Raw genomic sequence first — 13,283 nt, forward strand, 5'->3', positions numbered from 1 at the left:
GGCCATCGACGGAACGCGACACCGTGATGAGTGAGACGAATGCTAGCACGCCCGCCGCGGCCCTGGCCGCGCATCTGCTGACCCGCCTTCAGCCGTCCATTCAGGCATCGGAGGGCACCTTCGTGCTGGGTCTTTCCGGCTTGCAGGGCAGCGGCAAAAGCACCCTGGCCCAGGCCCTGGCCGAGGCCGCGCAAGCGAGAGACCTGCCAACACTGGTTCTGTCGCTGGACGACTACTATCTGGGTCGCGGCGACCGGCGCACACTGGCGCGCAAGATGCATCCGCTGATGATCACCCGCGGCGTGCCCGGCACCCACGATCTCGATGCGCTGATCGCGGCCATCGACGGCATCAACGCCATCAGCCCCGCGCAGCCGCTGATCGTGCCGCGCTTTGACAAGGGCCGCGACACCCGGCTGCCGCGTTCGCGCTGGCGTCACCAGTCGCAGCCGCCCAGGCTGCTGATCGTCGAAGGCTGGTGCCTGGGCGTGCCGGCGCAAACCGAGGCCGAACTGGACGCGCCGATCAACACCCTGGAAGCGGAGGAAGACGCCGACGGCCTGTGGCGGCATCGGGTCAACCTGCGCCTGATCGATTACCAGGCGCTGTGGCAGCGCTTTGATGCGCTGGCCGTGCTGCAGGCGCCGAACTGGTCGGTGGTTCGCCACTGGCGCGACGAGGCCGAACAGGCTGCGCGCGAGGCCGGTGCCAAGCACGCCATGGACACCGAAGCGCTGGCGCGTTTCATCGCCCACTACGAGCGCATCAGCCGCCAGGCATTGGCCAGATTACCGGCGCTGGCCGACCTCATAGTCTGGCTGGATGCCGGCCGCGCGCCGGTGGTCACGCTCAGCCGGCTGTAGCGCGCATCGCCTTGATCTGTGCGGCGTAACCTTCGCGCGCATCCGGCCAGCGCGGCACGAACCCGCTGGCGCGCAGACGTGCATTGCTCAGCCGCTTGCTGCCCACGCCCGCCGGTGCCGGACCTTCGGCCGGCACCGCTACCCCCAGGCATTGGGCGATGCGGGCATAGAGCACGTCGATCGGCAATGGGGTGTCGTCCACGCCCAGATACAAGGCGTGCGGATCGGCCAGATCCAGCAGATGCACGATGGCGGCCGCCGCATCATCCACGTGCATGCGGTTGGCCCAGTGCGCCGGTTCACGCACCGCTTTTGCGCGACCCTGCGCGATGCGCTCTATCAAACCGGCTCTGCCCGGGCCGTACAGTCCGGCCAGGCGCAGCACCACGGCGCGCTGACCCAATCGTTCGGCCAGCAGCCGCTCGCCCTCCAGCAACACCTGGCCGTTGAAGCCAGGCGGCGCTGTCGGCGTGGTTTCATCCACCCAGCCGCCGGCGTGATCGCCGTAGACCGCACTGGAGGATACCCACACCCAGCGCCTGACCCTCTGCGCGGAAAGCGCGTCCAGCAGGTGACCTAAGCCATCGACAAACACGGCCCGATACGCCGCCGGCTCACGCGCGCCTGGCGTGGGCAGATAGACCACCTGGTCGATGTCATCCGGCAGCGCGCGAAGACTGTCCACGTCGCTGAGATCGGCGGCCAGCATCGGCACTCCGGCGGCCTGCGGCACATGCCGGCGCAGCCCCAGTACGCGCTCGCCGCGCGCCATCAAACGCTGCGCCACGCGCAGGCCGACATCGCCACAACCGGCTATCAGCACACGTTTCGTCATATAAAGTGCCTTTGACCCACTGTTAGCATGATGACATGAACCCCTCGCCCAACCTGTTCGTTATCGGGCCGACGGGCGCCGGCAAGACCTCGATCGGCCGTCGCCTGGCCGCCCATTATGGCCTGCCCTTTCTCGACCTGGATCACGAGATCGAGGCGCGTACCGGCGTGGACATTCCCACCATTTTCGATATTGAAGGCGAGGCCGGTTTTCGCCACCGCGAAAGCGAGACGCTGGCCGCATGCGCCCATGCCCAGGGGGTGGTGCTGGCCACCGGCGCCGGCGCCGTGCTGGCCGACGCCAATCGAACCATCCTCCGCGCGCACGGCTATGTGGTGTGGCTTCAGGCCAGCATCGCCCAGCAGGTCGAGCGCCTGCAGCACGATGCCAGCCGCCCCTTGCTGGCCGGCGATGATCGACACACCCGCTTCGAAACCATGGCGCGCGAACGCGAGCCGCTTTATCAATCACTGGCCGACCTGGCTGTGCCCGGCCGCCACGAACCGGTAGCGGCCGCCTCGCGCCGCGCCATCTCCCTTATCGACACGCACTGGCAACGCCAAGACTCCCGGCAATCGGCATGACGCAAACGCTCAACGTGGCCCTTGGGGCCCGCAGTTACCCCATCCACATCGGCAATGGCGCGCTCGACGATGCCGCCATCTGGCGCCGCGCCATCGCCGGCCGGCACGTGCTGGTAGTCAGCAACACCACCGTGGCGCCGTTGTATCTGGCTCGCGTGCAGGCGGGGCTTGAGGGGTTCGAACATCAATCGATCGCCCTGCCCGATGGCGAGGCCTACAAGAGCCTGGCCCAGGCCGAACGCATTTTCGACGCGCTGGCAGCGATGGGCGCCAGTCGCGACGCCACCATCCTGGCACTGGGTGGCGGCGTCATCGGCGACCTGGCCGGTTTCGCCGCCGCCTGCTGGATGCGCGGCATCGATTTTGTGCAGATGCCGACCACGCTGCTGGCGATGGTCGATTCCTCGGTGGGCGGCAAGACCGCGGTCAATCTGCCGGCGGGCAAGAACCTGGTCGGCGCCTTTCACCAGCCCAAGGCGGTGATTGCCGACACCGGCACCCTGGCCACCCTGCCCGACCGCGAATACCGCGCCGGGTTGGCCGAAATCGTCAAGCACAGCGCGCTGGGCGATGCCGAGTACTTCGCACGCCTGGAAGCGCTGGCGCAGCCGCTGGCCGCGCGTGACGAGGCGGCACTGGCCGAGGTGATTGCACACAGCTGCGCCTTCAAGGCCGGCGTGGTGGCGCGCGATGAAACCGAGCGCGGCGAACGCGCATTGCTCAATTTCGGCCATACCTTCGGCCACGCGCTGGAAGCCGAATGCGGCTACGGCACCCTGCTGCACGGCGAAGCGGTGGCCATCGGCATGGGCCAGGCCGCGCGCCTGTCACAGCGACTGGGGCTGGCCGGCGCCGCCGATGCCGAGCGCTTGCAGACCTTGCTCGACACCCTTGGCCTGCCCACCGCGCCGCCCGCGGGCCTTGCCGCCGATGCCCTGCTGGGCCACATGAAGCTGGACAAGAAAAACCACGGCGGCACGCTGCGCTTCATCCTTTGGCGCGGTATCGGTCGGGCCGAGATCGTCGATGCCATCGATCCTGCCGACGTGCGCGCGGTGCTGGGTTGAAGAGCGAAAAAGTGAGAGTGGAGGGGTGAGAAGTGAGATCGGGGCCCATGCGCTGTCGCCGGCGTGGGCATCGTGGTGGGTTCAAACATGACGCCCTGGTCGTCGAGCGTCTTGGCACCGAACACCGCATCGAGCGCCTTAAGCGCCTGCGGCACCAACCAAGCGCCGCACTTCTCACTTCTCACTTCTCACTTCTCACTTCTCACTTCTCACTTCTCACTTCTCACTCCTCACTCCTCACTTGCGCTCTCGCTCCCCGCTGTCCCCTTCCGGCTCTGTACAATGCGGCGCCTGTCGGGCATTAAGCCCGTAGCCGTTACACTTCACGCCCATGCGCATCTACATGCAGACCCATCCGGAACCCGGCCAGACGCCGCGCTTCGTGCAGCTGGCACTGGAGCAGGACCTGCTTGGCGGCTGGACCCTGTACCGCGAAAGCGGTGCGCAGGGCGGCCGCAGCACGCTGCGTCGTGACGTTTTCCTTGAACGCGAAGAAGCCCTGGCCGCCTTCGTCCGCGCGCGCGACACCCAGCTCAAACGCGGCTTCAAGGTGATGTTTGCCCAGGGCACGGAAACCACCCATGGCTGAAACGCTTGCCAACGACCGCTTCCTGCGCGCCCTGCGCCGCGAGGAAACCGATACCACGCCGGTATGGATCATGCGCCAGGCCGGGCGCTACCTGCCCGAGTACCGCGCCACGCGCGCCCGCGCCGGCAGCTTCATGGCGCTGGCACAGGCGCCGGAACTGGCCTGCGAGGTCACGCTGCAGCCGCTGCAGCGTTTCGACCTGGACGCGGCCATCCTGTTTTCGGACATCCTGACCATTCCCGATGCAATGGGCCTGGGGCTGTATTTTGCCGAGGGTGAAGGGCCGAAATTCGAGCGTCCCATCGACAGCGCTGCCGATGTCGACAAGCTCCGCGTGCCGGACATGGACGACGAGCTGCGCTACGTGATGGACGCGGTGCGCCTGATCCGCAGCGAGCTGGCCGGCCGCGTGCCGCTGATCGGCTTCTCCGGCAGTCCGTGGACGCTGGCCTGCTACATGGTGCAGGGCTCGGGCTCGCGTGACTTTGCCAAGGTCAAGGCCATGGCCTGGAACGCGCCGGCGCTGATGCACCGCCTGCTCGACACCGTGGCCCAATCGGTGGCCACTTATCTGATCGCCCAGGCCGAGGCCGGTGCGCAGGCACTGATGGTATTCGACACCTGGGGCGGTCTGCTCTCGCCGGGCATGTTCCACGAATTCTCGCTGCGCTATCTGGCGCAGGTGACGCATGCGCTGAAAGCGCACTCCGCCACCGCCGAGTTGCCGCTGGTGCTGTTTTCCAAGGGCGCCAATGGCCACCTGGAGGCGCTGGCCGGCACCGGCTGTGACGCGCTGGGCCTGGACTGGACCATCGCCCTGAGCGAGGCGCGCCACCGCGTCGGTGACAAGGTCGCGCTGCAGGGCAATCTGGACCCCTCCACGTTGTACGCCTCGCCGGAGATCATCACCCGCGAGGTACACGCGGCCATCACCGACTTCGGCCCGCATCCGGGGCATGTGTTCAACTTAGGTCACGGCGTCACGCCGGGCGTGGACCCGGATCACGTCAGGGCACTGGTCGATGCGGTGCACGACGCCGGAAGGCGGATCAGAAAGCGCTGATCGCAGGCCGCGCGCGCTTCGCGCCCGCACCTACTCGTGCGCCCTGACTTGTTGCTAATCTCCCCTCACCAAGGGGGAGACAACACATGCAAACCATCAAGCCCACGGCCGGACTGAGCCGCTGGATTGCCTGGCTGTGTTACACCAGCGTATTGCTGTTCGGCGCCTACATTCTGGCCGACGCACTGTTTTTCGCGGTGTTCTACATCCGCTCGCACGGCGCCGATGTACCATTTTCCAGCGCCATGATCATGGCCGTGCGCAGCGCCGTCTGGCTTTCGCCGAAATTGTCCGTGCTGATTGTTGCCGGCCTACTTGTTACCGCCTTGCTCAGCTTCTTCTGGCTGCACCGCAGCCGTGCCAACCTGGACGCACTCAACGTGGCGGGGCTCAACTACTCGCCGGGCTGGTGCGTGGGTTGGTGGTTCATTCCCGTGGCCAACCTGGTGATGCCGTACCGCGTGGTCAGCGAGATCGACCGCGGCAGTCGCTGGCGAGACAAGTGGGTCGAGCACGGCACGCCCGGACTGGTCACCACCTGGTGGCTCACCTACCTTTTCTACGGCATCCTGCTGCGCGGTTCGCAGGCACTGGCCAAGGACAACAAGGACCTGATGCTGATTGCCATCGGCATGGAAATAGTGGCTCGCGTGCTGGCCATCATCGCCGCCTTGAGCTTTGCCCGGCTGGTGCTGCGCGTGCACGAGGCGCAGGTGGGCACACCCGCCGAAGCACCCGCCGCCAACGCAGCGATGCTGGCCGAACCTGCCTGAGCGCTTGGGCCTGGCCGGCGCGGCCCGTACAATGACGCACTTTTCCGTTACGTCTTTGCGCTGCCGCTGCGGCGCCATGTACAGGCCTGCCCATGGACAAGAGTTTCGAACCCAGCCAGATCGAGTCGAAGTGGTACAGCCACTGGGAACATAACGGCTATTTCAAGCCGTCCGGCCAGGGCCAGCCCTACAGCATCGTGCTGCCGCCGCCGAACGTGACCGGCACGCTGCACATGGGCCATGCGTTCCAGCACACGCTGATGGACACGCTGATCCGCTATCACCGGATGCTCGGCCACGACACGCTGTGGCAGCTGGGCGCCGATCACGCCGGCATCGCTACCGAGATGGTGGTCACCCGTCAGCTGGTCGCCGAGGGCAAGAGCCGCGCCGATTTCACGCGCGAGGCCTTCATCGAGCGCATCTGGGAGTGGAAGGAAGAATCGGGCGACACCATCGGCCGGCAGATGCGCCGCATGGGCAGCTCCGGCGACTGGAGCCGCGAGCGTTTCACCATGGACGAAGGCCTGTCCAAGGCGGTGATCGAAACCTTCGTGCGCCTGCACGAGGAAGGCCTGATCTACCGCGGCCAGAAGCTGGTCAACTGGGATCCGGTGTTGAAGACGGCCATTTCCGATCTGGAAGTGGTCAACGAGGAAGAGTCGGGCCACCTGTGGTCCATCTTCTATCCGTTCAGCGACAGCTCGCTGGTCGGCACCGATGGCAAGCCGGGCCTGATCGTGGCCACCACGCGCCCGGAAACCATGCTGGGCGATGTCGCCGTGGCCGTGCACCCGGACGACGAGCGCTACGCGCACCTGGTCGGCAAGACGCTGCGCCTGCCGCTGTCCGATCGCCAGATTCCGATCATTGCCGACGATTACGTCGAGCGCGATTTCGGCACCGGCTGCGTGAAGATCACCCCGGCGCACGATTTCAACGACTATGCCGTCGGGGAACGTCACAATCTCCCTATCATCAACGTATTCACCGACGATGCGCGCATCCATGAAACGGCGGAGCGCACTGACTTCGTCCATAGGTCGATGCAAACGACAGGCGACTCGGGAGTAACGATCCAGAGCAGTCACTACGAACGCGTCAAAAGCAGCGAGTTCATACCTGAAACTTACCGAGGGCTGGACCGCTACGAGGCGCGCAAGCAGATGCTGGCCGATCTTGACGCGCAGGGTCTGCTGGTCGAGACCAAGGCGCACACGCTGCAGGTGCCGCGCGGCGATCGCACCGGTCAGGTGATCGAGCCGTACCTGACCTGGCAGTGGTTCGTGAAAATGGACGGCCTGGCCAAGCGCGGCCTGGAACTGGTCGAAGGTGTCGATGGAAAGCCGGGCGATGTGCGCTTCGTGCCGGGCAACTGGATCAACACCTACCGCCACTGGCTGAACAACATCCAGGACTGGTGCATCAGCCGCCAGCTGACCTGGGGCCATCGCATTCCGGCCTGGTACGGCCAGGACGGGCAGATCTTCGTCGGTCACGACGAGGCGCAGGCGCGCGCCGCGGCCGACAAGGCCGGGTACACCGGGCCGCTGGAACAGGACCCGGACGTGCTGGAGACCTGGTTCTCGTCCTCGCTGTGGTCGCACTCCACGCTGGGCTGGCCCGATCCGGACGACGAAAAGACCTACGGCTTCGACCGTTACCTGCCGACCAGCGTGCTGGTCACCGGGTTTGACATCATCTTCTTCTGGGTGGCCCGGATGATCATGATGACCGATCACTTCACCGGCAAGGTGCCGTTCCGCGATGTCTACATCACCGGCCTGATCCGCGATGCGCAGGGCCAGAAGATGTCCAAGTCCAAGGGCAACGTGCTCGACCCGCTGGATTTGATCGACGGCATCGACGCCGACGCGCTGGTGGCCAAGCGCACGCGCGGCCTGATGCAGCCGCAGATGGCCGCCAAGATCGAAAAGGCCACGCGCAAGGAATTCCCCGAGGGCATCCCGGCGTTCGGCACCGACGCGCTGCGCTTCACCTTCGCCTCGCTGGCCACGCACGGGCGCGACATCAAGTTCGACATGGACCGCTGCGCCGGCTACAAGGCGTTCTGCAACAAGCTGTGGAACGCCGCGCGCTTCGTGATGATGCACGCCGACGGATACACCGCACCGGCCGGCGAGCCGGCCGCGGCCACCGCCGCCGAGCGCTGGATTCTGACCCGCCTGCATCACACCCTGGCCGAGGTGAAAACGCAGTTTGCCGCCTATCGCTTCGATCTGGTCAGCCACGCGCTGTACGAATTCACCTGGAACGAGTACTGCGACTGGTTCGTCGAGCTGGCCAAACCGGCGCTGCAAGGCGACGACCAGGCCGCCGCCGATTCCACGCGCCACACCCTTTTGTACGTGCTGGAAACCCTGCTGCGCGCACTGCACCCGCTGATTCCGTTCGTCACCGAGGAAATCTGGCAGTCGGTGGCGCCGAAGCTGGGCATCGACGGCGACACCATCATGCTGCGCGACTACCCGCAGGCCGAGACGCTGCCGGTGGCGGCCGAGTCGGAAGCGGACATCGAGTGGATCAAGGCGGTGCTCACCGGCGTGCGCCGCATTCGCGCCGAGATGAACATTGCCCCGGGCAAGACCATCCCGCTGCTGTTCACCGATGGCGACGCCGGGGATCGCCAGCGCGCCGAGAAGATGAGCGCACAGATTGCCTTCCTGGGTCGCATCGAGGCGCAGCGCTGGCTGGCCGAAGGCGAGGCCGAACCGGCCGCCGCGGCGACCGTGGTGGGCAAGCTGCGCGTGCTGATTCCGCTGCAAGGCCTGATCGATCTTTCCGCCGAAAAGGCGCGCCTGGAAAAAGAGATCAAGCGCGTCGAGGTGGAGATCAAGAAATGCGAAGGCAAGCTCGGCAACGAGCGCTTTGTCGCCAACGCCCCCGACGAGGTGGTGGCGCAGGAGCGCGAGCGCCTGAGCGACTGGAGCGCCCAGCTGACCACGCTGCGCGAACAGGCCGCCCGCCTGGGCTGATCGATAGGCTCACGTGGAAGCAAAAAAGCCGCGGCCTTGTCAGGTCGCGGCTTTTTTCATGCGCGGCAACACGGCGCACTACACGTCGTCGCAAATCAGCTCGCGCGCCATCACCAGCGCATCTTCGCGCCCCTTGCGATCCGGGTAGTAGTTCGGACGCCGGCCAATCTCGTTGAAGCCTTCGCTGTCGTAAAGGTGCTGTGCGGCCAGGTTGGATACGCGCACCTCCAGAAACATGCGCTGACAGCGGTGCCAGCGCGCCAGATCGACCAGGCGGCGCAGCATGCGCCGTCCCAAGCCCCGCCCCTGATGTTCGGGCGCCACGCACACGTTCAGCACATGCGCCTCGCCGGCACCGACGGAAATCACGCCATAGCCGATGATGGCGTTGTTCTCCAGCATCACCCAGCTGGGATGGCCAGCCTGCAGACAATCACGGAAAATCCCGACGGTCCAGGGAAACAGGTACGCGCGCTGCTCGATGGCAAACACGGCGGGAATATCCTCCGGACGCATCGCCCGCATGGAAGGAACCGGGGTTTGAACCACCGCCACCATCGCTTTTTCCTCTCAGCGGCCGATCACTCGGCACATACGGGCCGCGGCTTTCAGCCGTTGCGGCGAACCTGACGCCACAGCGCATGCATCGCCGACCACAACTTGCGCTTGCCATCGGCCAGTCGCAGCGCCTCGGGCGGCTCGACCAGCATCACCTGCGCCACCGACATCACCTCGACCGGCAAGGCGCGTCCCAGCGCACGTGCCTGTTCCTGGCCAAAGGCCAGATAGGCACCGGCGTGCACCGGCGGCTGACGCAACTGGCCATCGACCACTTCCAGGCGCGGTGCGCGGGCGAAAGCCGCACCACCGACCTGCATGGCCCGCCCCAGCAGGTCCAGCAAGCGCGGTTCGGTCCCGGCCGGAAGCACCAGCGCCAGCGGTGCCGCAGCCGCCATCGGCGAGGTGGGCACATCGGCCGCTATCGTCTCGGCCGGCGGCAGCTGAGCGGCAGATACGTGGCGCAGACGCATCGGCGTGATGCCCATGGCGCGCAGCATGCGCTGGCGATGCGCGCCGGCGCGCAACGGCAGCGCACTCATCCCTGCCCCCGTGCACGGCGCGCGCGGTGGCGCATGCGGCCACCAATGGTCAGCACCGGCCCCGACAACATGTACAGGCCGAACACCGCCAGCAGCACGTGTGGCGGATCCAGCGCCAGCAGCACCAGAATCAGCACGGCGGCAATCACCCACACAAATGGCACGCGGTCCTGTCGCGGCCAGGCCTTGAAGCTGTAGTAGCGCACGCCACTGACCATCAGCAGGCCGGCGAAGATCACCAGCAAGGGAGTGAACGCGCACACCATGTCACCGGAGACGCCGTCGCGCGTCATCGCCCAGACAAACGCCATCAGTACCGAGGCCGCCGCGGGACTGGCCAGGCCCTGGAAGTAGCGCTTGTCGGCCACCCCGGCCTGGGTGTTGAAGCGGGCCAGGCGCAGCGCGCCGCAGGCGGCATAGATGAAAGCGGCCGCCCAGCCGACCTTGCCCCAGAACGGACCGAATGCCTTGAGCGCGCTCAGTGACCAGGTGTACATCACCAGCGCCGGCGCCAGCCCGAAGCTGACCAGGTCCGACAACGAGTCGTACTGCACGCCAAACTCGCTCTGTGTGCCGGTCAGGCGCGCCACGCGGCCGTCGGTGCCATCCAGCAACGCGGCAATGAACACGGCAATGGCGGCATCGGCAAAGCGCGCATCGATGGCGGCCACGATGGCGTAGAAGCCGGCAAACATGGCACCGGTCGTCAACAGGTTCGGCAACAGATAGATGCCGCGATGGCGGGGTGCGCGTGCGGGCGGGGTCTGGCTCATGTGGTGCAGCGTCGTATCACGGGTGGGAAATCGTGCGGCGAAGTGTAAACCATCGCACGCCACGTGCTTGTGCCGCCATCGTGGCGGTGTTAACAAGGACGCCTTGAGTCAAGCGGCACGCGATCGGAGAGTCCGTGATGAAACGCATCCCTACCCTGCTTTTGCCCCTGCTGGTGCTGGCTTTGCCGCTGGCCGCCCAGGCCCAGGTATACAAGTGGACCGACGCCAAGGGCACGGTGCACTACTCCGACGCGCCGCCGCCGCAGGGCACCCAGTTCGACAAGCTGCACACGCGCGAGAACGCGCGCACCACGCCCACGCCCGAGGACCAGGCGCCGACCGATCAGGCCCACTCGCCCAAACCGTCGGAGCGGACCGCCGGCACGGGCGCCATGGCCAACACGCCCAAGAACCGTGACAGTTTCTGCACGCAGACCAAGCAGAATATGGCACTGCTCTCCGGTGATCAGAAGCTGTCCATCCACGGCGACAACGGCCAGCTCAACCAGCTTTCCGACCAGCAACGCCGCCAGCAACTGGCCACTGCCCAGCACGACTACAAGGAGCACTGCCAGCCGTGAGCGGCTGAACACGCTCCACGCCACGCCCGGTCTGCCATGAAAGCGTCTATCGCGGGGGGCTCCCTGCGCTTGACTGGCACGCTATACTCGCCCCCTTTTGTCCCGCCCCCACCCAAGTTCGGATCGCCCATGCGCCTGAGCCAGTTTCACCTCGCCACCGTCAAGGAAGTCCCCGCCGACGCGGAGATTGCCAGCCACCGTCTGATGCTGCGCGCCGGCATGCTGCGCAAACTGGCCGCTGGCATCTATACATGGACCCCGCTGGGCCTGCGCGTGTTGCGCAAGGTCGAAACGGTGGTGCGCGAAGAAATGGATCGCGCCGGTGCCATCGAAATGCTGATGCCGTCGATCCAGCCGCGCGAACTGTGGGAGGAAACCGGGCGCTGGGAGAAATTCGGTGGTCAGCTGCTGAAAATTCGTGATCGCAAGGAGCAGGAATTCTGCTACGGCCCGACACACGAAGAAGTGATCACCGATTTTGCGCGCAATGAGCTGAAAAGCTACAAACAGCTGCCGATCACGTTTTATCAGATCCAGACCAAATTCCGTGACGAGATCCGTCCGCGCTTTGGTGTGATGCGCGCGCGCGAATTCATGATGAAGGATGCCTATTCCTTCCATCTGGATATGGAGTCGCTGGATAACACCTACCGCACCATGTACGACGCCTATGCGCGTATTTTCTCGCGCCTGGGGTTGCGTTTTCGCGCGGTGCAGGCCGATACCGGTGCTATTGGCGGCCATGCCAGTCACGAATTCCAGGTATTGGCCGATTCGGGCGAAGACGCACTGGCCTATTCGGATGGTTCCGATTACGCAGCCAACGTGGAACTGGCCGAAGCCAAGGCCCCGGAAGGCGAGCGTCCGGCACCGTTGGCCGAGCTGGAACGGGTCAATACCCCGACCCAGCGCAGCATCACCGAAGTCACCGATTTTCTCGGCGAAGATCCGCGCCATTGCGTGAAAACCGTGATGGTACGCGGCACTGAGGGTCTGGTGGCTCTGTGCGTGCGCGGCGATCACGAGGTCAATGAGGTCAAGGCGGCCAAGCTCGAGGAATTGCCGGGCGAGTCGGTGCTGGCCAGCGAGCAGGAAATCCTCGCCGCCGTTGGTGCGCAACCGGGCTTCATCGGCCCGGTTGGCCTGCCTGATTCCATCCCGGTCATCGTCGACCGCAGCGCGGCCGTACTGGCCGACTTTGTCTGCGGCGGCAATGCCAACGGCACTCATTATGTCGGTGCCAACTGGGAGCGTGACGCACGCATTGCGCGCGTGGCCGACATCCGCAAGGTAGTCGCCGGCGACCTGTCTCCCGACGGCGAAGGCACGCTGCGCCTGGCTCGTGGCATCGAGGTGGGCCACGTGTTCCAGCTCGGTGGCCGCTATGCCGAATCGATGGGCGCCAACGTGCTCGACGAGGGTGGCAAGTCGCGCAGCATGTTGATGGGCTGCTACGGCGTGGGTGTCAGCCGCATCGTCGCCGCAGCCATTGAACAGAATCACGACGAGCGCGGCATCCTCTGGCCCGAACCGATGGCGCCGTGGCGCGTGGCTATCTGCGTGATCGGCAACAAGGGCAGCACGCAGGCGTTGGATGCGGCTACCGAGCTTTATCAGGCCCTGGCCGGGCGCGGCATCGAATGTGTGCTGGACGATCGCGGCCTGCGCCCGGGACCGATGTTTGCCGACATGGAACTGATCGGCATTCCGCACCGCATCGTGGTCAGTGAGCGCGGCCTCGCGGCGGGCACGTTTGAATACCGCGCGCGCCATGAAGCCGATTCGAAGGCCGTTACCCGCGAAGAACTTTTTGAACTTCTCGACAAGCCACTTTTGGCTGAGGGCAATATTTAATCGGTCCAAAAGCCACTATCGGCTTTGTAAAAGCGCGCCCCGCCGGGCGCGTTTTTTTATCTACCGACTTTAAAAATGAACGGGAACCTTCACCATTCGTGCAATGTCTTTTGCATATGAACGTCACATGAGAGAAAATCCTGCGCGAAGCGCTGGCCTAGCGCCGTCCCAAATGCGTTTTTATCTGTCCCCCGATACATTCTGA

The 13,283-nt window shown here is 65.5% G+C and carries 13 protein-coding genes; 9 read left to right on the top strand and 4 right to left on the bottom strand.

Annotation, left to right across the window (positions count from 1 at the left end; translation table 11 throughout):
• Nucleotides 1–26: 26 nt before the first annotated feature.
• Nucleotides 27–863: a kinase gene (locus HBF24_RS15140; RefSeq protein ID WP_240922614.1), complete on the top strand. Its 837-nt coding sequence runs from the start codon at nt 27–29 to the stop codon at nt 861–863.
• Here the strand turns inward: HBF24_RS15140 and HBF24_RS15145 are convergent.
• Nucleotides 850–1,698, bottom strand: coding sequence for an NAD-dependent epimerase/dehydratase family protein (locus tag HBF24_RS15145; RefSeq protein ID WP_167174704.1), 849 nt, complete (start codon nt 1,696–1,698; stop codon nt 850–852). The genes HBF24_RS15140 and HBF24_RS15145 overlap by 14 nt on opposite strands.
• Nucleotides 1,699–1,733: 35 nt before the next feature.
• On the opposite strand from HBF24_RS15145, the gene HBF24_RS15150 reads away from it, so the two are divergent.
• The 6 genes from HBF24_RS15150 (at nt 1,734) to HBF24_RS15175 (ending at nt 8,770) form a co-directional block, all read left to right on the top strand.
• Nucleotides 1,734–2,282 (top strand): shikimate kinase, encoded by a 549-nt coding sequence (locus HBF24_RS15150; protein WP_167174707.1) that lies wholly within the window; start codon nt 1,734–1,736, stop codon nt 2,280–2,282.
• A complete protein-coding gene (gene aroB / locus HBF24_RS15155) occupies nt 2,279–3,349 on the top strand; it encodes a 3-dehydroquinate synthase (RefSeq protein WP_167174710.1) in 1,071 nt (356 codons plus the stop codon). The genes HBF24_RS15150 and aroB overlap by 4 nt, the downstream gene beginning before the upstream one ends.
• Before the next feature lie 331 nt (nt 3,350–3,680).
• Complete coding sequence (locus HBF24_RS15160; protein ID WP_167174713.1) at nt 3,681–3,938, top strand: WGR domain-containing protein; 258 nt, start codon at nt 3,681–3,683, stop codon at nt 3,936–3,938.
• Nucleotides 3,931–5,001 carry a uroporphyrinogen decarboxylase gene (gene hemE / locus HBF24_RS15165; RefSeq protein WP_167174716.1) on the top strand — a complete coding sequence of 357 codons (1,071 nt, stop codon included), beginning with the start codon at nt 3,931–3,933 and terminating at the stop codon, nt 4,999–5,001. Before HBF24_RS15160 ends, hemE begins: the two co-directional genes overlap by 8 nt.
• Nucleotides 5,002–5,087: 86 nt before the next feature.
• Nucleotides 5,088–5,774 carry a DUF4328 domain-containing protein gene (locus HBF24_RS15170; protein WP_167174719.1) on the top strand — a complete coding sequence of 229 codons (687 nt, stop codon included), beginning with the start codon at nt 5,088–5,090 and terminating at the stop codon, nt 5,772–5,774.
• A 92-nt stretch (nt 5,775–5,866) separates the two neighbouring features.
• Nucleotides 5,867–8,770, top strand: a complete 2,904-nt coding sequence (locus HBF24_RS15175) for a valine--tRNA ligase (RefSeq protein ID WP_167174722.1) — start codon at nt 5,867–5,869, stop codon at nt 8,768–8,770.
• Nucleotides 8,771–8,848: 78 nt separating this feature from the next.
• On the opposite strand, the gene rimI is transcribed toward HBF24_RS15175, so the two are convergent.
• Genes rimI through HBF24_RS15190 form a run of 3 tightly spaced genes read right to left on the bottom strand, consistent with a single transcriptional unit; the run spans nt 8,849 to nt 10,643 of the window.
• On the bottom strand, nt 8,849–9,328 hold the full coding sequence (gene rimI / locus HBF24_RS15180) for a ribosomal protein S18-alanine N-acetyltransferase (RefSeq protein ID WP_167174725.1): 480 nt from the start codon (nt 9,326–9,328) through the stop codon (nt 8,849–8,851).
• A 50-nt stretch (nt 9,329–9,378) separates the two neighbouring features.
• Nucleotides 9,379–9,870 (bottom strand): hypothetical protein, encoded by a 492-nt coding sequence (locus tag HBF24_RS15185; protein ID WP_167174727.1) that lies wholly within the window; start codon nt 9,868–9,870, stop codon nt 9,379–9,381.
• Nucleotides 9,867–10,643 carry a phosphatidylcholine/phosphatidylserine synthase gene (locus HBF24_RS15190; RefSeq protein ID WP_167174730.1) on the bottom strand — a complete coding sequence of 259 codons (777 nt, stop codon included), beginning with the start codon at nt 10,641–10,643 and terminating at the stop codon, nt 9,867–9,869. Before HBF24_RS15190 ends, HBF24_RS15185 begins: the two co-directional genes overlap by 4 nt.
• 137 nt (nt 10,644–10,780) lie before the next feature.
• Between HBF24_RS15190 and HBF24_RS15195 the strand changes: the two genes are divergently transcribed.
• Both HBF24_RS15195 and HBF24_RS15200 read left to right on the top strand, forming a co-directional pair.
• On the top strand, nt 10,781–11,224 hold the full coding sequence (locus tag HBF24_RS15195; RefSeq protein ID WP_167174733.1) for a DUF4124 domain-containing protein: 444 nt from the start codon (nt 10,781–10,783) through the stop codon (nt 11,222–11,224).
• A 129-nt stretch (nt 11,225–11,353) separates the two neighbouring features.
• Nucleotides 11,354–13,078, top strand: coding sequence for a proline--tRNA ligase (locus tag HBF24_RS15200; RefSeq protein ID WP_167174736.1), 1,725 nt, complete (start codon nt 11,354–11,356; stop codon nt 13,076–13,078).
• The last annotated feature ends 205 nt before the right edge of the window (nt 13,079–13,283 follow it).

Origin of the sequence: Oleiagrimonas sp. C23AA (genome assembly GCF_011759385.1) — a bacterium.
Classification (GTDB): domain Bacteria; phylum Pseudomonadota; class Gammaproteobacteria; order Xanthomonadales; family Rhodanobacteraceae; genus Oleiagrimonas.